Here is a 20,623-nt window from a genome sequence, read left to right on the forward strand (position 1 = left end):
GCCCTCCTAAAACCGGCTAATCATGTAGTCGTTAATGATTTCCGCCGTCTCTTCAATGGCTTTGTTGGACACGTCGATAATGGTGCAGCCGATGTCTTTCATGATCTGCACGGAGTAGTCCACTTCTTCTTTGATGCGGTCTACATTGGCGTACTTCGCCGAAGAGTTTAGCCCCAATGCACGGAGACGCTCTTCCCGAATGGTATAGAGCTTTTGTGAATTGGCGATAAGGCCGAAGAGCCGGCGCTTATCCTTTTCGTAGACTTCCTTAGGCACGGGCACTTCCGGTACCAAGGGCACATTGGCCACTTTGTAAAGCTTGTTGGCCAAATACATGGAGAGGGGCGTCTTCGACGTACGGCTGACGCCGACGAGGACGATGTCCGCTTTCATGACGCCGCGGGGATCCTTGCCGTCGTCGTATTGAACGGCAAATTCAATGGCCTCTACTTTTTTAAAGTAGTTTTCGTCCAGGCGGCGGATTAAACCGGGCTGACGCATGGGCTCGTAGCCTAAGATGGTTTCCAGCTTGTCCATAGGCGGCCCCATAACATCCACCATGGGCAGGTTTAATTCCGCTTCTTTTCGCTTCATGTAGGCGCGGGTGTCCGTGTCCACATTCGTATAGATGACCAAGGCCCGCTTTTGTGCCGCCGCTTCTTCAAGGAGTGGCTTGACCTGATCCACACTGTTGGTGTAGGGGTAGCGCTTAATGGCGAAGTCCTTCGTGTCAAATTGTTTCACCGAGGCTTTGGCAATTAATTCCCCGGTTTCACCGATGCTGTCACTAATGACATAGACCATCAGTTTTGAGTCGTCGCGTACGGAATCAAGATTCATCGTCTCCCCCTAAATCTACAACTAAGCGGTTAATATTTGTTTTCGTCAGGCGGCCCACCACTTTCAGCTGCTCATCGCCGACCACTACGGGCAGGGCGTCGATCTCCCATTGATCGATGGCTTGAGCGGCTTTGTAAATGGAATCTTTCGGGCCGATGGAAATAATATTGGGCATACGGGTCATAATCATGGAAAGAGGCGTCTTCTCCGGATCCACCTGGCCGATGGCCGAGCGAAGCAGGTCTTTTCGCGACACACAGCCGACGAGAAAGCCGTCCCGAGTGATGAAAATAGTGCCGATGTTTTCGAGAAAGACGGCGCAGATGCCGTCGTAAACGCTGGCTTTTTCGTCGAGGACCACAGGCACGCTCATGATCTCTTCCACGTGAATGGTGTCGAAGATTTCCCGGACCTTCATATGGGCTGGATCGCCCTTGTAGTAGTAGCCCACCTTGGGCCTGGCGTCCAGATAGCCGAGCATGGTGAGCACGCTTAAATCGTTGCGAATGGTGCCTCTGGCCACCGCCAGGATGCCGGCAATGTCGTCGCCGGTAATGGGCCCTTCCTTTCGAACGATTTGAATGATTTGCTCTTGCCGTTTACTCAGTTTCACCGGGCACCTACCCTTCGACGATTTGGTTTCCGTTAAACTCCCGTTGTACCAAGGCATCGATTCGTTGAATCGTGGCCAGGCGATTGTTTCTCAGGCTTTCGTCTTCCGCCATAATCATGACGCGGTCGAAGTACAGGTGAATGGCGTCGGTTAAAGAATCCAACAGTTCCAGATAACGGGCATCGTCCCGTTTGCTGTAGGCTTCTTCAAGTGCCGGTTCCACTGCCAGGACCTTGTCGTAAAGGGCCCGTTCTTCTTCCGTCAAAATGGCTTCATCGATTTTGCCGTCTTTCGATTCGTTTTTCGAAGCGATGTTTTCCACGCGGGTGACGGCTTCGAGGAAGGATTTCCGATCTCCATCGACGAAGAAGTTTTGCATGGCCTGTGCCTTTTCAAAGACGCGCAGGCTGTCTTCGCCGTCGATGTCGTTTAATGCTTGAATAATGTCGTAGCGAATGCCGTCACCGTCTAACATGGTGTCGATGCGACCGCGGAAGAATTTCAAAATTTGTTTGCGCACTTCTTCCTTGTCGAAGACCAGGCCCATGGAGTCCACAAAGGAGAACAGGGAGGCATCGATGCACTCGCTTAAGCTTAATTCCCAGTGCTTTTCGTTAATCATGCGCAAGATACCGATGGCCTTTCTGCGAAGGGCAAAGGGGTCTTGGCTGCCGGTGGGCACTTCGCCGATGGCAAAGAGGCCGCAGATGGTGTCGAATTTATCCGCCAAGGACACAATGGTCCCGGTGGTGGATTCAGGCAGAGCCGCACCGCTTGCGACGGGCATGTATTGTTCGCGAATGGCGTTGGATACCACGGATTCTTCGCCGTCGAGCTCGGCGTAAATGCTGCCGATAATGCCTTCAAGCTCCGTAAATTCCTGAACCATATTGGTCATGAGGTCGGCCTTGGAAAGGTGGCAGGCACGTTTGGCCGATTCCACGGTTTTTTCGCCGACGGCTAAAATTTCGCCGATGCGGCCCACGAGGTCGGAAATACGCGCCGTCTTGTCCGCCATGGTGCCCAGTTTTTCCTGGAAGACGATGCCGCCTAATTGGTCCACGTAATCTTCCAAGGGCTTTTCTCTGTCGTTGTCGAAGAAGAAGCGGGCATCTTCCAGGCGGGCTTCCAATACCTTTTCGTTGCCTTCGGCCACGACATCGGCGTAGTCTTCGTTGCCGTTACGAATGGTGATGAAGTAGGGAAGCAAATCCCCTTCCGGGCTGTATACCGGCGTGTAGCGCAGGTGCTCGCGCATCGGCGTGGTGATGACCACATCGGGAAGGGAGAGGAATTTTTCCTGAACATTGCCTAATACCGCCGTGGGGTATTCCACGATAAAGGTGAGCTCTTCTAAAAGATCGTCGTCTTTACGAATTTCGCCGCCGTTGGATTTGGCCATGTGATTGATTTGATAGAGAATGGATTCTTTTCGCTTGTCTTGATCCAGAATAACGAAATTTTTCTCCAGGGCCTCTTCGTAGTCGCGCACGTCGTTGATTTCGATGTGGCTGCTACCTAAGAAGCGGTGGCCGCGGGTCACGTTGGACAGGGCGATGCCTTCTAAATCAAAATCCACGACGTGGTCGTTTAACATGGAGAGAATCCAGCGAATGGGCCGTGCGAAACGTAAATTCTTTCCGCCCCAGCGCATGTTCTTCGGGAAGGGAATGTGGCGAATGGCATCGGGGATGATTTCCGCGAGAATTACCTCCGCCGCCTCGCCGACTTTGTGGATGTGGGCGTAAATGTATTCGTTGCCCTTCAGCTCGCGAACTTCCAAGTCCGCTTCCGTCACATTTTGGCTGCGCATAAAGCCTTCCAAAGGCTTGTTCACGGAGCCGTCTTCTTTGTAGGCAATTTTCTTCGCCGGGCCCTTGACCCAGTCTTCGATGTCGCCTTGGGCATCATCGATGCCGTGAATCATGAGGCTCAAGCGGCGGGGCGTCGCGTAGGCGGCGATGTGATCGTAGCCTAAGTTTGCTTCATTCAGCGCCTTTTCTACTAAATCTTTAAATGCGTTTAAGGCATTGCGAATGTAGGAAGAGGGCAACTCCTCCACGCCCACTTCGATTAAATAGATATTCTCTTGATTACTCATGATCGTCCTCCCCGTTCTTAATAAGTGGGTAGCCCATGGCTTCTCGTTGTTGTATATATTTTTGTGCCGTCAAGCGGGCCAAGTTCCGAACCCTGGAAATGTACGAAGCCCGTTGGGAAACGGAAATGGCGCCTCGAGCGTCCAGAAGATTAAATGTGTGCGAGCACTTCAATACGAAGTCGTAGCCCGGCAAAACCAGATCTAAATCCAAGACGCGGCTCGCTTCTTTTTCGTACATATCGAATAATTGCTTGAGCAAGTCAATGTCGGCAACTTCGAAGCTGTATTTGGAGTGTTCGTACTCGGCTTTTTTGAAGATATCGCCGTATTTAATGTGGCCGTTCCAGTCGATGTCATAGACCGTGTCCACATCTTGCAGGTACATAGCGATCCTCTCCAACCCGTAGGTCAGCTCCGCACTTTCCAAATCGCAGTTAATGCCGCCCACTTGTTGGAAGTAAGTAAATTGCGTGATTTCCATGCCGTCGAGCCAGACTTCCCAGCCCAAGCCCCAGGCGCCCAGTGTGGGGGATTCCCAGTTGTCTTCCACGAAGCGGATGTCGTGTTTTAAGGGATCGATGCCCAAAACTTCCAGACTCTTTAAGTAAAGTTCCTGCACATCTTCCGGCGAGGGTTTTAAAATGACCTGCAGTTGATGGTGTTGGTAGAGGCGGTTCGGGTTGTCGCCGTAGCGGCCGTCGGCCGGCCGTCTGGAGGGCTCAACGTATACCGTGCGCCAGGGCTCGGGCCCCAAGGTGCGCATAAAGGTATGGGGGCTCATGGTGCCGGCCCCTTTTTCCGTGTCGTAGGCTTCCAGTACCGTGCAGCCTTGATCGTTCCAGTACTCTTGTAGTTTCTGTATCATTCCTTGAAAATGCATTTCTTCCTCCCCTCTACATCCTCAACTGTAGAGATTGTATGTTGTCCAGTTGTAAATTGACCACGGTGTAGACTTTCAGCAAACGATAAATTTTTTCCAAGGTGTTGGGATCCACATTTTCCAAATTTATCTTATCTAAAGAAGTATATAGCAAATGGCGCAAAGTGTAAATATCCCGCCCGTCCAGAACCTCTCCCCCGGCGGAATCTTCGGCTTCGACGACGCCGCTGTCGGCGAGAAAAACGTAGTGGCCTTCGCCGGATTCGGGCAGCATGGGCCGGTAGCCCATAAAGCTTAAATACTTAATTAAAAAACCGAGAAACACCGGAAGAGGCGCGTCACTTAAGGCAAGTTCGTGAAGGGCTTTTCGCACCAAGGAAAAGATCCGCGCCGTTCCCTGGCCTTCCATGCTGCTCTTGTCCACGATTTCCACCAGGGCGGAGGCATAGACCATGTTGTCGTAATTGTTCCTTAAGCCCATATTTGCCTGGAGGATTTTTCCACTGTTTAAGTAGTAGAAGCTCTTGCCGAGACTCAGGCGATAGCGGCCGAAGGTGAAGGGCTCGCTTAATGCCACGGTGGCGGAGCGACGGGACTTGGCACCCTTCACCAAGACGGAAAGCTTCCCCGCCTGCTCCGTGTAAAGGCGAATGATCTTGTCGCTTTCGCCGTAGGCATTAGCGGCGAGGACCACGCCTTGGCACTCAATCCGCTTTGTAGCCAAAGGCCTTGACCTTCTCGTCTTTTTCCCGCCAGTTTTTGCTTACCTTGACCCAAAGGCGCAGGTTCACGTGTTCGCCTAGGAAGGCTTCGATTTCTTTTCGCGCCTCCATGCCGATGCGCTTCAGCATCTGACCGTTTTTGCCGATAATAATGCCTTTGTGGGAATCCCGCTCCACGTAAATGGTGGCCTGGATGTCCATGTGGTCCTTCCCTTCCACTTCCTTCATGGCATCCACGGACACGGCCAGGCCGTGGGGCACTTCGTCCCTTAAATAAAAGAGGCCTTTTTCCCGAATCAACTCGGCGACGATAAATTTCTCCGGCTGATCGGTAATCATGTCTTCGGGGAAGTATTGGGGGCCTTCCGGCAGATGGTCGAAGATCACGTCCACCAGGTGGTCCACATTTTCGTCGTTTAAGGCGGAGACGGGGACGATGTCGTCGAAGCGATTCATGGCGGCAAATTTCGCGATAATGGGAAGCACCTCATCTCTCGGCGCCATATCCACTTTGTTAATGACTAAGATCGCCGGAATGTTTCGCCCTTCTTTTTCCATGGCATCGAGAATCATTTGATCCTTCGGGCCAAGGTAATCGCTCATATCCACCACCATAAGGATCACGTCCACCCCTTCCATGGAGGAGACGCTGGTCTTTAACATGTAGTCGCCTAATTTGTTTTTCGGCGACTGAATCCCCGGCGTGTCGAGAAAAATAATTTGTCCCCGATCGTCGGTGTGGATCAAGGTGATTTTATTTCTCGTGGTTTGGGCCTTGTTTGAGGTGATGGACAGTTTTTCCTTGAGTATTCTGTTTAAAAGCGTACTTTTTCCCACATTGGGGCGTCCCACGACGCTGACAAATCCTGATTTATGCATGGACATCTCCTTTGACATTTTCCGGCCCAAAGCTGTGGGGCAGGAGTTCGTCCAGTGTGTGGACGTGGTAATTTTCTTCGTCTTTCGCCACGACGACGGTGGCATTCTTTCCGAATTCACGGAGCACCTGGCGACACACGCCGCAGGGATAGCCCATGTCCTCCCCCGCCACTACGGCGATGATTTCCACCGTCTTCGCCCCTTCGCTAATGGCTTTAAAGACGGCCACCCGCTCGGCGCAGACCGTGGGGGTAAAGGATGCGTTTTCGATATTGCAGCCGGTGTAGATCTTTCCGTCGTCGGCGAGCAGGGCCGCGCCCACGGCGTAGTTCGAGTAGGGCACATAGGCGGATTGTTGTGCCGCCTTTGCCGCGGCGATTAATTGTTGAATCATGTCTTTTCGGTTCATTTTATCCCATCCAAACAAAAATAATGACGGCGATGGCCGTGCCTAAAACGGCGCCTGCCACGGTTTCCATGGGCTTATGTATCTCCCCTTCGATGCGGCTTTCCGCCACGAGAAAGGCCAGGCCGAAAGCCAGAGCCGCGATAAATCCGTTCATGGAAATAAAGGTAATGGATGCCGCCATGCAAAAGGCCAATGCGGAGTGGCCGCTGACGGCGCCGCCTTGAAAATAGCTGCCTCCGTTCTCCCGCTTGTAAAGCTTCGCGCCCACGGTCAAAATCAAGACGATAATCATGGCCACGAAGGTCAGGTGGGGGCCGGAGTTTTTAATCCGCACCAAAACCACATCGGTAAAGGAAATGATCCGGTCGAAAAAGAGCAGATAGCCTGTCACCGCCGCGTTGATTCCCGCGAGCAACACGGCGCCGGCGCTAATGTCTTTAACCAGCTTCGCCATGGGGTGGTATTCCTGGGTCACCATGTCCACGGTGCGCTCGATGGCCGTGTTAAAAAGCTCCGAGACGATAACGAAGGTAACGGCAAAGAGCAGGGCAATAAATTCGATGCGGGAGAGATTAAACAACAGGCTGAAGGCGATAACCCCCAGCGCCGCCGCGTAATGAAATTTCATGTTTCGCTCCGAATGGATGGAGCTGATAATGCCCTGTACGGCAAAGTTAAATGATTTAATAAAATTACCGCGCTTCATTTTCTTCCCCTTCAAATGCCGCGAGGAGCGCCTCTTCCTTGGCGCGCATGGCCGCCTTTTCCCCGGCTTCCTCGTGATCGTAGCCAACTAAGTGGAGCAAACTGTGTACCGTAAGGTAGGTGAGCTCCCGGCGGTAGCTGTGGCCGAATTCCTCGGCCTGTTCCTTCACCTTGGTGGTGTTGATGATGACATCGCCCAGGTTTCTGTAGTCGCCGTAGACCTCGTCCATGGGAAAGCTCAACACATCCGTCACTTTGTCCACGCCGCGAAAATCCCGATTCAAGATGCGGATCTCCTCGTCTTCTACAAAGCTCACGGAGACTTCCACCTGATCCTCCTCGGTGATTCTCGGAACGACGAATGAAATAAGGGACTCAATTAAATTCCTGTCTTCCTCCGATAAGGCGATGGTCTCTTGTCGATCGTCCATGTAGAGGCTAAGTTCGGTCATGGCTCTACCCCTTTTTCTCCTCGTTCTTATTGCTGTCTTTGCTTTCCGATTCCTCGGCCTTCTTTTCCTTCTCCCGATCGAAGCGATCGTAGGCGTCGATGATCCGTTGCACCAAGGGATGGCGCACGATGTCGTTTCGACCCAGGCGAATGATGTCGATGCCCTTGACGCCGTCCAAAATGTTCAGCACGGTCTTCAGCCCCGATTGCTTGCCTCTGGGCAAGTCGATCTGGGTCACATCCCCGGTAATAATGGCCTTGGAGCCGTAGCCTAATCGAGTCAAGAACATTTTCATCTGCTCGTTGGTGGAGTTTTGCGCCTCGTCTAAAATCACATAGGCATTGTCCAAGGTGCGGCCGCGCATATAGGCCAAGGGCGCCACTTCGATAAGGCCTTTTTCAAGGTACTTTTGAAAAGCGTCTTGACCCAGGATTTCGAAAAGAGCGTCGTAGAGAGGGCGAAGGTAGGGATCCACCTTCATTTGCAAATCCCCGGGCAAAAAGCCCAAGCTTTCCCCGGCTTCCACGGCGGGGCGTGTGAGGATGATGCGGTTCACTTCTTTTTCCTTAAAGGCCTTCACCGCATTGGCCATGGCGATGTAGGTCTTTCCCGTGCCGGCGGGGCCGATGCCGAAGACCACGTCGTGGCTTCTGATGGCATCTAAGTAGCGCTTCTGCCCCAGGGTTTTCGGGCGAATGGGCCGCCCCATTTCCGTGTAGACGATGACATCGTCCAGGAGGGAGGTAAAGCTGTCTTCGATGCCCGCCTGTACCAAATCGATGCTGTAGCGAACATCTTTTTTGTCCACGCGCTTTTGCTTGTGGATGGCTTCGATTAAATTTTCAAGGACGATGCCCGCCTGTTTTACCGGGCCCTCTTCCCCTTTTACCGTAAGGCCGTCGTCTTCCTGGCGAATGGTCACGGAAAAAGCATCCTCGATCATTTTCGTGTGTTCGTCTAAGTGACCGAATAATTCCTTTAATACCTTGGGTTCACTGATGCCGATAGCTAATTGATCTTGCAAAAACGTCTCCTTTACTTACGCTTACACTTTGGTTTGTTAAATACTTCACTGTAGATAAACGGGCGGTAGGCTTCGTCGAATTTTTCGATGGCACCAAAGGGCGAGGGCTTTTCGGCCTTCGGTTCCGGCTCTTTAACAGGTGCCGCTTCCATGGTGTGATCTGCGGCGAGGGCCGTTTCCGTGGCCTGTTTTAAGGCCTCATCCTTCATTTGCCGCTTCTTTTTCAGGTCCTCGTTTACTTTTAGGGCTTCTTTTTTCGCCGGCTTTTTCTCGGGCTTTTGAAAACTTTTTATGGCCCGCTGCACCTCGATGGGCAGATCCTTGTAATCCGCCTCTCGATGACGGCCTCTTTTCGTTTTTTCCTTGCGTCCCTGAAACTCATTTATGGCCTGCTTCATCTCCGTAGAAAGCCCCTTGTCTTTGGTTTTCCCCTTCGTTTTCGACTCGGATTTGCGGCTTTCTTCCACATAGGTCTTAATCAGACCGAAGAGGGCGATGAGGATAAGGGGAAGGAAGCTGCTCATTCACGGGCCTCGGCGGATTGTTTTTGATCCCCGCCGGCGATGGCTTCCCGCATGGCCGTGTCGCTCTTTAAGTTTTCAAGCTCGTAGTAGCCGCCGACGGAAAGATTGCCGGATTTTAATGCTTCCGCCAAGGCCTTGGGCACTTCCGATTGGGCTTCGACGACGCGGGCGCGCATGGCTTCCACTTCCGCACGCATTTCCTGTTCCCTGGCAATGGCCATGGAACGGCGTTCCGATGCTTTCGCTTCGGCGATGCGCTTGTCCGCCTCCGCTTGGTCCGTTTGCAGGCGGGCGCCGATGTTTCGCGCCACGTCCACATCGGCGATGTCGATGGATAAAATCTCGTAGGCCGTGCCCGAGTCCAATCCCTTTTCAAGAACGACGCGGGAAATATTGTCGGGATTTTCCAACACTTCTTTGTAGGTTCTCGAAGAGCCTACGGTGGTGACGATGCCTTCGCCGACGCGGGCGATAATGGTTTCTTCACCGGCCCCGCCGACGAGACGATCGATATTGGCCCTGACAGTAACCTTGGCGATGACCAAGACTTCGATGCCGTCTTGGGCCACGGCGGAGATCTTCGGCGTCTCGATGACTTTCGGATTGACGCTCACTTGCACCGCTTCCAAAACATCTCTGCCCGCCAAGTCGATGGCTGCGGCTTCTTCAAAATTCAATTGAATGTCTGCTCGTTGGGCGGCGATGAGAGCGTCGACCACGGCATCCACATTGCCCCCGGCCAGGTAATGGCCTTCTACGGATGAAATGTTTAAGCCCATGCCGGCTTTCGTGGCTTTAATCATGGGGTTTACGATTCGACGGGGCTTCACGCGGCGCAGACGCATGCCGATGAGATCGCTCATCCGCACTTTCACGCCGGAGAAAAAGGCCGTCACCCACAGACCGATGGGCACCATGGTAAGTATGACGGATAAAAAGACGATGACGACAAAGGCGACGATGCCGCCGAAAATAATGCCGATTCCCATAAAATCCTCCTGTTATAAATTCATTCGTTCATTTCAATTTAAAATAAGTTCATTCCCTTTTATCGAAGGGGCGAAATTATTCCACCTCTTTCACGGAAATACTGCGTCCGCGAACGGAGACGATCTCGATTTTTCGGTGGCCTTCGATTAAAGGACCGGTGGAGCGCACGGTGACTTTCTCGCCGTTAAACACGCCGATCCCTTCCGGGCGAAGTTGGGTCCCGGAAATACCCACGTCTCCCACCTTCCACGGCATGAGCTTTTCTTTGTGAGGCGCATTTTGCCCCACGAGGCGCTTCACCATAGGCAAACTCTCGCCTTTTTCCCATAGCCCTCGGGCCATTAAAAGCACCACGACGGCGGAAAGAAAAAAGGTGAGCATGGCCTGCAGGCCGTTATCCATGGCCAAGGCGAGTGACGTGAAAAATAAAAGGATGCCGCTGATGCCGGCGATGCCGAAGCCCGGCACAATGGCCTCCACGAGAACGAGGACGCCGCTTGCCAAAAACAAAAGCAGGGTAATAATCGATGCCGAGCCGCCGAAGATGCCTGTGAGGAAAAAGACCAATATGGCAGCCGCCCCGAAGATCCAACTTTTTGAAAAGGTCTTGGAAAAAAGGGCGTAGGTAAAGCTCGCCAAGCCGATCAAAACCAAGGCCGACCTAAGCCAGGGCAAAAGGTCGGCGCCGGGGCCCGCCGCGTAAACCGGCGTAGTCGCAAAAAGAGACAAAAGCACCGCTAAACTATGTTTCATGCCCACACCTCCCCATTTATTTATACCCGAGGAAATTGTGCGTAATCGAAAGTAACCCGGAGAAGCTCTCCGGGTTACTTTATTTTAAAATGCGATTGACGATTGCGTTAACCGCCTTGCCGTCGGCGCGTCCTTGCACTTTCGGCATAATGTTTTTCATGAGAAGACCCATTTGTTTTTTCTCCGTGATGTTGTTTTCTTCCATCACTTGGCGAATCAACTTTTCAAGCTCTTCTTCGGATAATTGTTCGGGCATATATTTCATGAGAACGTCGATTTCCGCTTTCGTGGCTTCGACCAAATCGTCGCGACCGGCTTTTTCGAATTCTTCGATGCTTCCCCGGCGTTCCTTGATTTCCTTGGCCAGCACTTTCAGTACGCCATCGTCGTCCAGTTCGACTCGATCGTCAACTTCTTTTTGTTTGACGGCGGCACGCACCATGGTGATCGTATCTTTCGCTCTCTTATCCTTCGTCTTCATCGCAGTTTTTAAATCCTGCATTAAGGTTTCTTTTAAAGACAAATTAACACCTTCTCAATTAGTATTTGCGTTTTTTTCTACGTGCTTCCTCAGATTTTTTCTTACGCTTTACACTGGGTTTTTCGTAGTGTTCGCGCTTGCGAACTTCTTTCAAAACACCACTGGAAGCACATTGTCTTTTAAATCTTTTTAAGGCAGATTCTAAAGACTCGTTTTCTCCAACGCGGATTTCCGACATGATTTCCCCTCCCCTCTTTTTGAAAAGAGTGAATAGCTTTTTCAGCTAAATTCTAAACTATTATACACGTTTCGGAAGGGGAATTCAACAAATCCTAAGGTTTTTCAATGATTTAACCCGGCGGCCATTGCAGGCTTCTTCCGCCTAAGACGTGGAAGTGCATATGTTTTACCGATTGGCCGCCGTCTTCGCCGATATTGTGTACGACGCGGTAGCCCCTCTCGAGGCCTTCTTCCTTAGCCAGATCGCGAATTTTTTTGAATACATATCCGATGAGTTCGCTGTCTTCATCGCTCATGGCATCGAGGGAATCGATGTGTTTTTTCGGAATCACCAAAAAGTGTACCGGCGCCTGAGGTTCGATGTCTTTAAAGACATAGACCTTGTCGTCTTCGTACAAACATTGGGAAGGAATTTCTCCTTCGATGATCTTACAGAACAGACAATCCATTGGCTTGCTCCTTTCTGATTCGGCCGGTGATTTCACCGCCTTTTTCTCCCTCAATTGTAACACATTCAAGGGTGTTTCTCAGATCTTCTTTTCCCTCCACGGCAACATACATATAATTGGGCGTGTAGCCGTAATTTTTTCCGTCTTTTTTCTCTTCAAAGAGCACGGGATAGGTTATGCCGATTCTCTCTTTTACGAAATCCGCGGCCAGTTTGTCCCCGAGGGCGATCATGCGGGCGGCCCGCTCTTTTTTCACAGGCCCCGGAATCTGATCCTTTCTTCGGGCGGCAGGCGTGTTTTTCCTCATGCTGTAGGGAAAGACGTGGAGGCGCGAAAAGCCCATTTCCTCGACGAAATTCATGCTCTCACGAAAATCTTCCTCGCTTTCGCCGGGAAAGCCCACGATGACATCGGTGGTGAGCCCGGCGTCGGGGAAGACGTCCAGGATGCGCGCCACCGTGTCCCCATATTCCTCGGGGGTGTAGTTGCGATTCATCTCCCGCAGGGTTTTTTCAGCGCCGCTTTGCAGAGACAGGTGGAAGTGGGGCATAAAATGCTTCAGCTTGGCCACGCGGTTTAAAAAGTCGTCGGTCACGGTCATGGGCTCGATGGAAGAGAGGCGGATGCGCTCGATTCCCGCCACTTCGTCCATGGCCTCGATGAGATCCACGAGAGCCACGTCTTCGGAAAGATCTTTTCCGTAGCTGCCCACGTGAATCCCCGTCAAGACGATTTCTTTAAAACCGCTTGCGGCGAGGCGCTTCGCCTCCTCTACGGCATCACGCATGTCTCTGGAGCGAATAAAGCCTCGGGCGTAGGGAATAATGCAGTAGGTGCAGTATTGATTGCAGCCGTCCTGCACTTTCATGTAGGCTCGCGTATGATCTTCGATTTCTTTAATCTCTAGCTGTTCGAAGTCCTCGCCCTGTTCGTGGGCTCTGACGTGAACGATTTGCTCCGCGCCCTGAAAGAGGGCATCGATGTAGCCGGGCAGGGCGGTGCGATCTTTTGTTCCTAAAATCAAGTCCACGCCGTCGATTTTCGCCACTTCTTCGGCGGATACCTGGGCGTAGCAGCCAATAACCACCACTTTGCATTGGGGGTTTTCCCGCTTGTGGCGACGAATGATCTGGCGGCTCTTTCGGTCGCTTTCGTTGGTCACCGTGCAGGTGTTAATGATCGCCAGGTCCACGTCCATGGACTCGTCGTGACCATAACCCTCCTTTTCGAGCATTTCTTCCACGGCTTCCGTTTCGTATTGATTGACTTTACAGCCTAAGGTATAGGTTTTAAATCGCCGCATAAGACCCCCTTTCTATTTTTCGCTTCATGACAAAAGATGCCACGATTCCCGCCGTCTCCGTGCGCAGGATGCGCTCGCCCATGGTAATAAATTGCGCCTTCGCTTCCTGCAAGAGGGCCACTTCCCTGTCAGAAAAGCCCCCTTCCGGCCCGATCACTACATAGATTTTCTCCGCCGAGCCGAGACGTGCATCTTCGATTTCCACCGCCGCCTCGCCTTCGTAACAGACGAGGAGCAAATCACGATCCGTGACGGAGTTTATTAGCCCGTCGACGGTGAGCAAGTCGCCGACAACGGGTACACGCCGCCGATTGGATTGCTTCGCCGCCTCTTCAGCGATTTTTTCGAAGCGGGCCTTTTTCCCGTCGTACTTCTTCGTAAGATTGGCCACGGAGCGATCCATTTGCAAGGGAATAAAGCCGTCGATGCCGCATTCCGTGGCGTGTTTTAACACGGTTTCCGTCTTTTGATTTTTGCCCACGCCCTGAGCCAAAATCAGCTGCGTAGACACATCTTTTTCTTCTACGGCTTCTTCCACCAGCACAAAGGCCTCATCGCCGATGATCTCAAGCCGCCCTCGAAAGAGGCTTTCGTTCCATGCGATTTGCAGGGCGTCGCCTTCCTTCGCCCGCAGGACGCGGAGCAGATGCTCCCTGTCTTCTTCACGCAAAATCGCCCGCTCGCCCACCACGGGCTGCTCGTCTACAAAGAAATGCCTCATTTTATCGCCTCGCCGCAAGGGCCGACCAATCGCCCTTGGTTTCGCTTTCGAGAATGGTAAAGCCTTCTTTCACCAAAGCCGCTTTCACATCCTCGAGTTTTTCTTTTAATATGCCCGATGCGATGTAAATGCCCTCGGGCTTCACGTGGTGATACACATCCTTCGCCATGCCGATGATAACCTCGGCGAAAATGTTGCTCACCACCACGTCCGCCTCTTCATTCACCACCTGAAAGAGGTCGCCGAAGCGCACGTCGATTTTATCTTCCAGCTGATTTTTCGCCGCGTTTTCCTTCGTGGCTTCGATGCACTGGGGATCCAAGTCTCCGGCGATGACCTTCTTTGCGCCGGAAATGGCCGCCACAAGGGACAAAATGCCGCTGCCGCAGCCGATGTCGATGACCGAATCCCCGTCCTTTACATAGCGCCTCAAATAGCGGGCGCAGAGAAAGCTGGTGGCGTGATTGCCGCTGCCGAAGGCCATGCCCGGATCCAGCCACAGAATTTTTTCGCCGTCACGGGCATGGTAATCTTCCCAGCTCGGCACGATGGCAAGGCCCTTGTCGACGGCGATGGGATGAAAATACCGCTTCCAGTCGTTGGCCCAGTCCTGATCCGCCACATCTCCTGTTTCCACTGTAAAGCCCTTCGCCTTCGCCGCCGATGCGACTTCATCCATCACCGATTGTTCGCCGGCTTCAAAATAGGCCTTGAGTTCGAAGCTGTCCGCGGGAGCCTGAAGCAGTTCCTCGTCGATGCAGTCCCAAATAAAGGCGCCGTCCTTTAAATTGTCGATGGCGTCGGCGGAGATCACTTCGTAGCTGTCCACGCCCATGGACTGAAGGAGCATCTCCCCTTCTTCTTGTTGCGACCGTTCGCCGCTTAGTTTCAGCATGTGGTACTGTGTCATTCAAAAAAGTCCTTTAGTTTTTGTAAAAATCCCTTTTCCTGCTCGGTCTTCTTGTTCCCTACTTCGCTGCGCAATTGCTCCAAGAGCTCTCGCTCTTCATCGGATACTTTCGTCGGCACGAGGATTTTTACCGTGAAGATCAAATCCCCGGCGCCTTTTCTGCGCAAGAAGGGCACGCCTTCGCCTGGAATGCGGAAGTCTTTGCCGCTTTGGGTGCCGGCGGGAATATCGTAGTCGATGATTTCTTTTAAGGTGGGCACTTGAATGGTGCCGCCTAAGACGGCATCTTCGTAGCGAATGGGAATGTCTACGTATAAATTATTGCCTCTTCGCGTAAAAATGTCGTCTTCTTCCACGTGGAGGTACACATACACCGTGCCCGCCTGGCCGCCGTTGTCGCCGGCGTGGCCTTCCCCGGCCATGGTCATGACGCTTTGATCGTCGACGCCGGCGGGGATGCGTAGGTGAAGGGTTCTGTTTACCGTCTCTTTGCCGCTGCCCTTGCAGTGCTTACAGGGCGCTTCGATGACGGTGCCCGTGCCGCCGCAGGTATCACAGGGCACCACCCGCATAAAGCGGCCGAAAGCCGATGCGGTGGACTGGCGCACCTGGCCGCTGCCGCCGCAGGTTTCGCAGGTGTGAATCTTCGTGTCGTCTTCGGCTCCGGTGCCGTGGCAGTGGGAGCAATTTTCCGTGCGGCGAATCTGAATGTCCTTTTCCGTACCGAACACCGCTTCTTTAAAGGTTAAGTTCAGGTCGTAGCGAATGTGGGCGCCGTCTCTGGGCGCCTTGGCTTGATTGCCGCCGGAAAAATTCGCCCCGAAGCCGCCGCCGAACATATCGAACAGATCACCGAAAATGTCGCCGAAACCGCCGGAGAAGCCACCGCCGCCGGAGGTGAAGTCATTTTTAATACCCTTTTCGCCGTAGACATCGTAGGTGCGGCGCTTACTCTCGTCGCTTAACACCTCGTAGGCCAGATTCACTTCCTTAAATTTATGTTCCGCCTCATCGTCTCCGGGATGAAGGTCCGGGTGGTACTGCTTCGCTTTTTTTCTATAGGCTTTTTTTATCTCCGCCGACGTGGCGGTACGCTCGATCTCTAATATCTCGTAAAAATCTCTCATAGACACCATCTCTTTCTCTTCGCTCAAATAGTATTATCATATCCTATCTCCCGCGACTTTAAAAGATTCTAAACAAAAAAAGAGCACCGAAGTGCCCTTTTTACCCAAGTCATTACTTATCGTCTTCGTCATCGACCACTTCGTAATCTGCATCGACTACGTCGTCGTCAGCTTTGGCTTCATCGCCTTGTGCGTTTGCTTGTGCTTGGGCTTGTTTATAAAGTTCTTCCGATACCGATTGGAAAGCCGTTTGAAGGGCTTCGGTCTTGGCCTTGATGGCGTCGATGTCGTCTGTATCTTTAACGCTCTTCAAGTCTTCAATGGCATCTTCGACTTTTTTCTTATCTTCATCGGAAATCTTGCCGTCGACATCTTTCAATGCGCTTTCGGATGCGTAGATGACGGAGTCGGCGTTGTTTTTAATTTCGATGGATTCTTTCTTCTTCTTGTCTTCTTCGGCGTGGACTTCGGCTTCGCGAACTTTTTCCTTGATTTCATCTTCCGTTAAATTGGAGGAAGAGGTAATGGTAATGTGTTGTTCTTTGCCGGTGCCTAAGTCTTTGGCGCTGACGTTGACGATGCCGTTGGCGTCGATGTCGAAGGTAACTTCGATTTGAGGTACGCCGCGGCGTGCCGGTGCGATGCCGTCTAATTGGAAGCGGCCCAAGGTCACATTGTCTTGTGCCATTTGGCGTTCCCCTTGAAGGACGTGAATGTCGACGCTGGTTTGATTGTCGGCAGCCGTCGTAAAGATTTGGCTCTTCTTCGTGGGGATGGTGGTGTTCCGTTCGATTAAGCGGGTGGTCACGCTGCCCATGGTTTCGATCCCTAAGGAAAGGGGCGTTACGTCTAAGAGGAGCAAGTCTTTGACATCGCCGCTCAATACGCCGGCTTGAATGGCTGCACCTAAGGCGACACATTCGTCGGGGTTAATGTCTTTTTGGGGATCCTTGCCGATTAAGGTCTTAACCAAGTTTTGTACGGCAGGGATACGGGTGGAGCCGCCGACCAAGAGGACTTTGTCGATGTCCGATGCGGAAAGGTTGGCATCTTTCAATGCTTCCATGACAGGACCTTCGGTCTTCTTGACGAGGTCTGCGGTTAATTCATCGAATTTCGCACGGGTCAGGTCCATGTTCAAGTGCAAGGGGCCTTCGGCCGTGGCGGTAATGAAGGGCAGGTTGATGTTGGTGCTCATGGTGGAAGAAAGTTCTTTCTTCGCCTTTTCTGCCGCTTCTTTCAAGCGTTGCAAGCTCATGCGGTCGGCCTTTAAGTCGACGCCATTTTCTTTTTTGAAGCTGTCGGCGATCCAGTCGATGATCTTTTCGTCGAAGTCGTCGCCGCCTAATTTGTTGTTGCCACGCGTGGATTGTACTTCGAAGACGCCGTCGGACAGTTCCAAAATGGAGACGTCGAAGGTGCCGCCGCCTAAGTCGTAAATCATGACCATGCTGGAATCCGTGTCCTTGTCTTCGCCGTAAGCGAGGGCGGCTGCCGTCGGTTCGTTGACGATACGTTTAACATCGAGTCCGGCAATGCGTCCGGCGTCTTTCGTCGCTTGACGTTGGGCGTCGGTAAAGTAAGCCGGTACGGTGATGACGGCTTCGGTAATGGTTTCGCCTAAATAGCTTTCGGCGTCGGATTTTAATTTTTGTAAAATCATGGCCGAGATTTCTTGGGGCGAGTAGTCCTTGCCGTCGATGGTAACCTTGTAGTCGCTACCCATGTGGCGTTTAATGGATGCCACGGTTCTGTCCGGGTTGGTGATGGCTTGACGCTTTGCCGTTTCGCCGACGAGGCGTTCGCCGTCTTTTGTGAAAGCGACGATGGACGGGGTGGTCCGATTGCCTTCAATGTTGGGGATAATTGTCGATTGTCCGCCTTCCATAACTGCGACGGCGGAGTTCGTTGTACCTAAGTCAATACCAATAATTTTTGCCATATTCATTTCCTCCTGAATGTACGTGTTTTTTTAAGTGTACGTTTTTTTAATCTATATTATTTTGAGACCTTCACCATGGCCGGTCGAATGACGCGGTCTTTGAGTTTATAGCCTTTTTGCAAAACGTCGATGACCACATCGGCTTCGACGCCTTCTTTTTCTTCCGTCATGACGGCGTGATGCAGATTCGGGTCGAAGGGCGCGTTCAGCGCGTCGATTTCCACGATTTCATTTTTCGCCAGCTCCCCTCGGAACTGTTCGGCGATCATTTTCATGCCTTCGTAAAACTTTTCGTCTTTTACATCATCTGTGGCCAGTGCCCGTTCGAAATTGTCTAAAACCGGCAGAATGTCCAGGGCCAATTTTTCCATGCCCAAGAGATGCATTTGTTGCTTTTCTTCGCCGCTGCGCCGGCGGAAATTGCTGTAGTCCGCCTGCAGACGCAGGTAGCGCTCTTCCAGCTCAGCCATGCGTTCGTCTTTTTCCGACACATCTTCTGCAACTTCATTTTCAGTTGCTTTGGTCGCATCCGTTTGTTTGATTTCTTCTTCCGTCGGATCCATGTCCATCGGATTTTCCTTATTATTTACTACCACTTCTCACCTCAACGTTCTTTTCCCAAGTCGTCTCGACAGTGCATCGGTAAATGCCATAATGGAATTTGCCGACTTTCTATAATTCATCCGCATGGGCCCGATTAAGGCGATGGCGCCTAAATCCGTGCCGTTCATGGGATAGATACGACTGATTAAACTATTTTTGCGCATCGTCTCTTCCGCATTCTCCGAGCCGATGCGAAAGCGAATGGTTTCGTCTTTCGGCAGGGGCTGAAAGAGCCGCAGAAGATTTGCCTTGTCCCGGACGTAATCCATCATGGATTGCATGCGCCCCGGATCTTGAAATTCTTCGTAGCGGAACAAATGGCCCATGCCGCTCATCACCACGTCCACCTCTTCCACTGCGTGAATGACGCGGGAGAGGATCTCCGTGATCTTAAGGACGAAGGATTCGTAGCGAACAAGCTCGCCGGAGAGGACGAATTTCACGCCGTCGATTGCATCGAAGGGCGTGCCCACGAAGGCATCGGATAAGACGCCTGAAACGTAGCGCATATCGTCTTCATCGACAGCGAAACCCAAGTCGATCATGCGCTTGACGACGACTCCGCGGTCGCCGACGACTAAAAGCATGACCATGTGGTCGTTCACCGGAATCAAGTCCAGATACTTGAGCCTTCGATCGCTTTTTCTCGGCATCATCATAAATGCCAAGTTCTCCGTGTAATCGGCCAAGGCCTCCACGGCGGCAGAATAAAAATCCTCGGAGCCGTAGAGCTCCATGGGGATGGCCTCTTCGAAATGTGCCACGAGGGATTTCGGATAGTCGATTTCGGGAATCAATTCGTTTACATAAAATCGATAAGCGCCTTCGGACGGAATGCGCCCGGCGGAAGTGTGGGGCTTTTCTAAAAGACCCAAGGCTTCCAAATCGCTCATTTCGTTCCGTATCGTCGCCGAGGACACGGCGAGTGACGGGGATTTCGAAATGGTGCGACTGCCAACTGGCACGGGAGAGGCGATGTAGGACTCGATAATCAGGTTTAAGATGTCTATTTTTCTCTTGTCCAAACAAAACCTCCTTTCCGTATTAGCACTTGCTTTGTTTGAGTGCCAATCGCTTATGGTTTAAGTATACCACGGTTTTAGCACTTGTCAAGTGAGATTGCTAAAAATAAAAAAGATTCCCCTTTTGAAGGCTCGATTCAGGAATTAGTAAAATAATCTAAAGCTTTGAATTTCGCTGGATCGGGACTTTTTAATTGCCAGCGGCACGTTTAATTGATTACAAAACAAAACGACCGCACCGGGGCATTCTTTTACCCTGATGTGGTCATTTTTGTTCTCTCTCATAGGAAGGCACAGTGGCGTGAGACCTTTCTCCGACAAGGTCTACTGTGGTGAATGCGGAACAAGGCTCGGTTCAAAAGTCTGGCATTCCAACGACAAATACAAGCAGGTCATCTGGCAATGCAACAGGAACTGCAAGAAAAGCTCCCCCTGCAAAAACGGCGTGCATCTTCCCGATGAGGAGCTAAAAGCCGCCGTCCTTTCTGCGGCCAACAAGCTCATAGAGAATAAAGATGAGATTCTTAATAGCTTTCAAGAGATTGTCGGAGGCGTTTATAATACTCATGCTTTGGTATGCGAAAAAACAAAGCCGGAAAGCGAGATGGATGTCTGTGCCAAGATGATTGAAGACCTTATCCGCCAAAATGTTGCCATCCCACAAGACCAGAGCGAGTACCAAGCAAAGTACGAAGATCTGGAACGCTTCTACAATGAAAAAAGGCGGCCTTAGCGAAGGTCGAAGGAAAGCTCAAAATGATGCAGGCGACCAAAGCCGATATCAATTTCTGCCTGAAACAGCTACAAAAACAAGATACGCTTCTGCAAGCATTCAATGCTCAAAGCTTCTGTGCCCTCGCGGATCACATCACGGTATATGGAAAAGACGATATCCGCGTGATATTTAGAAACGGCTCAGAAATCAAGGTATGA

At 51.8% G+C, this 20,623-nt stretch carries 25 protein-coding genes; 2 read left to right on the plus strand and 23 right to left on the minus strand.

Annotation, left to right across the window (positions count from 1 at the left end):
• Positions 1 to 6 precede the first annotated feature (6 nt).
• The 23 genes from KO087_RS01655 to hrcA form a co-directional block, all read right to left on the minus strand.
• On the minus strand, positions 7 to 840 hold the full coding sequence (locus tag KO087_RS01655; RefSeq protein WP_215507059.1) for a pyruvate, water dikinase regulatory protein: 834 nt from the start codon (positions 838 to 840) through the stop codon (positions 7 to 9).
• Entirely contained in the window at positions 830 to 1,453 is a 624-nt protein-coding gene (gene ccpN, locus KO087_RS01660; protein WP_215507061.1) for a transcriptional regulator CcpN, read from the minus strand. The genes KO087_RS01655 and ccpN overlap by 11 nt, the downstream gene beginning before the upstream one ends.
• Positions 1,454 to 1,460: 7 nt before the next feature.
• Positions 1,461 to 3,554, minus strand: a complete 2,094-nt coding sequence (glyS, locus tag KO087_RS01665; protein ID WP_215507062.1) for a glycine--tRNA ligase subunit beta — start codon at positions 3,552 to 3,554, stop codon at positions 1,461 to 1,463.
• Positions 3,547 to 4,434 carry a glycine--tRNA ligase subunit alpha gene (gene glyQ, locus KO087_RS01670; RefSeq protein ID WP_215507064.1) on the minus strand — a complete coding sequence of 296 codons (888 nt, stop codon included), beginning with the start codon at positions 4,432 to 4,434 and terminating at the stop codon, positions 3,547 to 3,549. Before glyQ ends, glyS begins: the two co-directional genes overlap by 8 nt.
• 13 nt (positions 4,435 to 4,447) lie before the next feature.
• Positions 4,448 to 5,158, minus strand: a complete 711-nt coding sequence (recO, locus tag KO087_RS01675; protein WP_215507067.1) for a DNA repair protein RecO — start codon at positions 5,156 to 5,158, stop codon at positions 4,448 to 4,450.
• Positions 5,139 to 6,035, minus strand: coding sequence for a GTPase Era (gene era, locus KO087_RS01680; RefSeq protein WP_251374894.1), 897 nt, complete (start codon positions 6,033 to 6,035; stop codon positions 5,139 to 5,141). Before era ends, recO begins: the two co-directional genes overlap by 20 nt.
• Positions 6,028 to 6,444: a cytidine deaminase gene (locus tag KO087_RS01685; protein WP_215507069.1), complete on the minus strand. Its 417-nt coding sequence runs from the start codon at positions 6,442 to 6,444 to the stop codon at positions 6,028 to 6,030. Before KO087_RS01685 ends, era begins: the two co-directional genes overlap by 8 nt.
• A 1-nt stretch (position 6,445) precedes the next feature.
• A complete protein-coding gene (locus KO087_RS01690; RefSeq protein WP_215507071.1) occupies positions 6,446 to 7,150 on the minus strand; it encodes a diacylglycerol kinase in 705 nt (234 codons plus the stop codon).
• Positions 7,137 to 7,601, minus strand: coding sequence for an rRNA maturation RNase YbeY (gene ybeY / locus KO087_RS01695; RefSeq protein WP_215507073.1), 465 nt, complete (start codon positions 7,599 to 7,601; stop codon positions 7,137 to 7,139). Before ybeY ends, KO087_RS01690 begins: the two co-directional genes overlap by 14 nt.
• A 4-nt stretch (positions 7,602 to 7,605) precedes the next feature.
• Entirely contained in the window at positions 7,606 to 8,625 is a 1,020-nt protein-coding gene (locus KO087_RS01700; RefSeq protein WP_251374895.1) for a PhoH family protein, read from the minus strand.
• A gap of 11 nt (positions 8,626 to 8,636) precedes the next feature.
• Positions 8,637 to 9,149 carry a hypothetical protein gene (locus KO087_RS01705; RefSeq protein ID WP_215507075.1) on the minus strand — a complete coding sequence of 171 codons (513 nt, stop codon included), beginning with the start codon at positions 9,147 to 9,149 and terminating at the stop codon, positions 8,637 to 8,639.
• Complete coding sequence (gene floA, locus KO087_RS01710; protein ID WP_215507077.1) at positions 9,146 to 10,138, minus strand: flotillin-like protein FloA; 993 nt, start codon at positions 10,136 to 10,138, stop codon at positions 9,146 to 9,148. The genes KO087_RS01705 and floA overlap by 4 nt, the downstream gene beginning before the upstream one ends.
• Positions 10,139 to 10,214: 76 nt before the next feature.
• Positions 10,215 to 10,892 carry an NfeD family protein gene (locus KO087_RS01715; protein WP_215507079.1) on the minus strand — a complete coding sequence of 226 codons (678 nt, stop codon included), beginning with the start codon at positions 10,890 to 10,892 and terminating at the stop codon, positions 10,215 to 10,217.
• A 79-nt stretch (positions 10,893 to 10,971) separates the two neighbouring features.
• A complete protein-coding gene (locus tag KO087_RS01720; protein WP_215507081.1) occupies positions 10,972 to 11,415 on the minus strand; it encodes a GatB/YqeY domain-containing protein in 444 nt (147 codons plus the stop codon).
• A gap of 16 nt (positions 11,416 to 11,431) precedes the next feature.
• A complete protein-coding gene (rpsU, locus tag KO087_RS01725; RefSeq protein WP_068367335.1) occupies positions 11,432 to 11,611 on the minus strand; it encodes a 30S ribosomal protein S21 in 180 nt (59 codons plus the stop codon).
• 112 nt (positions 11,612 to 11,723) lie between these two features.
• Positions 11,724 to 12,062, minus strand: a complete 339-nt coding sequence (locus KO087_RS01730) for a histidine triad nucleotide-binding protein (RefSeq protein WP_215507083.1) — start codon at positions 12,060 to 12,062, stop codon at positions 11,724 to 11,726.
• The gene (gene mtaB, locus KO087_RS01735) at positions 12,043 to 13,365 is read right to left on the minus strand and encodes a tRNA (N(6)-L-threonylcarbamoyladenosine(37)-C(2))-methylthiotransferase MtaB (RefSeq protein WP_215507085.1); all 1,323 of its coding nucleotides are present in this window, start codon (positions 13,363 to 13,365) and stop codon (positions 12,043 to 12,045) included. Before mtaB ends, KO087_RS01730 begins: the two co-directional genes overlap by 20 nt.
• Complete coding sequence (locus KO087_RS01740) at positions 13,352 to 14,086, minus strand: RsmE family RNA methyltransferase (RefSeq protein ID WP_215507087.1); 735 nt, start codon at positions 14,084 to 14,086, stop codon at positions 13,352 to 13,354. Before KO087_RS01740 ends, mtaB begins: the two co-directional genes overlap by 14 nt.
• A 1-nt stretch (position 14,087) precedes the next feature.
• The gene (gene prmA, locus KO087_RS01745; RefSeq protein WP_215507088.1) at positions 14,088 to 14,996 is read right to left on the minus strand and encodes a 50S ribosomal protein L11 methyltransferase; all 909 of its coding nucleotides are present in this window, start codon (positions 14,994 to 14,996) and stop codon (positions 14,088 to 14,090) included.
• Entirely contained in the window at positions 14,993 to 16,123 is a 1,131-nt protein-coding gene (dnaJ, locus tag KO087_RS01750; RefSeq protein WP_215507090.1) for a molecular chaperone DnaJ, read from the minus strand. The genes prmA and dnaJ overlap by 4 nt, the downstream gene beginning before the upstream one ends.
• 112 nt (positions 16,124 to 16,235) lie before the next feature.
• Complete coding sequence (dnaK, locus tag KO087_RS01755; RefSeq protein ID WP_215507092.1) at positions 16,236 to 18,065, minus strand: molecular chaperone DnaK; 1,830 nt, start codon at positions 18,063 to 18,065, stop codon at positions 16,236 to 16,238.
• A gap of 56 nt (positions 18,066 to 18,121) precedes the next feature.
• Positions 18,122 to 18,661 carry a nucleotide exchange factor GrpE gene (gene grpE / locus KO087_RS01760; RefSeq protein ID WP_215507094.1) on the minus strand — a complete coding sequence of 180 codons (540 nt, stop codon included), beginning with the start codon at positions 18,659 to 18,661 and terminating at the stop codon, positions 18,122 to 18,124.
• Between the two features lie 3 nt (positions 18,662 to 18,664).
• Entirely contained in the window at positions 18,665 to 19,693 is a 1,029-nt protein-coding gene (gene hrcA, locus KO087_RS01765) for a heat-inducible transcriptional repressor HrcA (RefSeq protein WP_215507096.1), read from the minus strand.
• Positions 19,694 to 19,949: 256 nt separating this feature from the next.
• On the opposite strand from hrcA, the gene KO087_RS01770 reads away from it, so the two are divergent.
• On the plus strand, positions 19,950 to 20,423 hold the full coding sequence (locus KO087_RS01770) for a recombinase zinc ribbon domain-containing protein (RefSeq protein ID WP_215507098.1): 474 nt from the start codon (positions 19,950 to 19,952) through the stop codon (positions 20,421 to 20,423).
• Between the two features lie 23 nt (positions 20,424 to 20,446).
• Complete coding sequence (locus KO087_RS01775) at positions 20,447 to 20,623, plus strand: hypothetical protein (RefSeq protein ID WP_215507100.1); 177 nt, start codon at positions 20,447 to 20,449, stop codon at positions 20,621 to 20,623.

Source organism: Peptoniphilus rachelemmaiella, assembly GCF_943169845.1.
Taxonomy (GTDB): Bacteria; Bacillota; Clostridia; order Tissierellales; family Peptoniphilaceae; genus Aedoeadaptatus; species Aedoeadaptatus rachelemmaiella.

Coding starts and splice junctions, on each gene's coding strand:
- KO087_RS01715 (WP_215507079.1), bottom strand. CDS start 10,892: ATGAAACATAGTTTAGCGGTGCTTTTGTCTCTTTTTGCGACTACGCCG.
- rpsU (WP_068367335.1), bottom strand. CDS start 11,611: ATGTCGGAAATCCGCGTTGGAGAAAACGAGTCTTTAGAATCTGCCTTA.
- KO087_RS01775 (WP_215507100.1), top strand. CDS start 20,447: ATGATGCAGGCGACCAAAGCCGATATCAATTTCTGCCTGAAACAGCTA.
- ybeY (WP_215507073.1), bottom strand. CDS start 7,601: ATGACCGAACTTAGCCTCTACATGGACGATCGACAAGAGACCATCGCC.
- dnaK (WP_215507092.1), bottom strand. CDS start 18,065: ATGGCAAAAATTATTGGTATTGACTTAGGTACAACGAACTCCGCCGTC.
- era (WP_251374894.1), bottom strand. CDS start 6,035: ATGCATAAATCAGGATTTGTCAGCGTCGTGGGACGCCCCAATGTGGGA.
- KO087_RS01685 (WP_215507069.1), bottom strand. CDS start 6,444: ATGAACCGAAAAGACATGATTCAACAATTAATCGCCGCGGCAAAGGCG.
- KO087_RS01705 (WP_215507075.1), bottom strand. CDS start 9,149: ATGAGCAGCTTCCTTCCCCTTATCCTCATCGCCCTCTTCGGTCTGATT.
- KO087_RS01730 (WP_215507083.1), bottom strand. CDS start 12,062: ATGGATTGTCTGTTCTGTAAGATCATCGAAGGAGAAATTCCTTCCCAA.
- dnaJ (WP_215507090.1), bottom strand. CDS start 16,123: ATGAGAGATTTTTACGAGATATTAGAGATCGAGCGTACCGCCACGTCG.
- mtaB (WP_215507085.1), bottom strand. CDS start 13,365: ATGCGGCGATTTAAAACCTATACCTTAGGCTGTAAAGTCAATCAATAC.
- KO087_RS01770 (WP_215507098.1), top strand. CDS start 19,950: ATGTGGTCATTTTTGTTCTCTCTCATAGGAAGGCACAGTGGCGTGAGA.
- KO087_RS01690 (WP_215507071.1), bottom strand. CDS start 7,150: ATGAAGCGCGGTAATTTTATTAAATCATTTAACTTTGCCGTACAGGGC.
- KO087_RS01655 (WP_215507059.1), bottom strand. CDS start 840: ATGAATCTTGATTCCGTACGCGACGACTCAAAACTGATGGTCTATGTC.
- glyQ (WP_215507064.1), bottom strand. CDS start 4,434: ATGCATTTTCAAGGAATGATACAGAAACTACAAGAGTACTGGAACGAT.
- floA (WP_215507077.1), bottom strand. CDS start 10,138: ATGGGAATCGGCATTATTTTCGGCGGCATCGTCGCCTTTGTCGTCATC.
- KO087_RS01740 (WP_215507087.1), bottom strand. CDS start 14,086: ATGAGGCATTTCTTTGTAGACGAGCAGCCCGTGGTGGGCGAGCGGGCG.
- glyS (WP_215507062.1), bottom strand. CDS start 3,554: ATGAGTAATCAAGAGAATATCTATTTAATCGAAGTGGGCGTGGAGGAG.
- prmA (WP_215507088.1), bottom strand. CDS start 14,996: ATGACACAGTACCACATGCTGAAACTAAGCGGCGAACGGTCGCAACAA.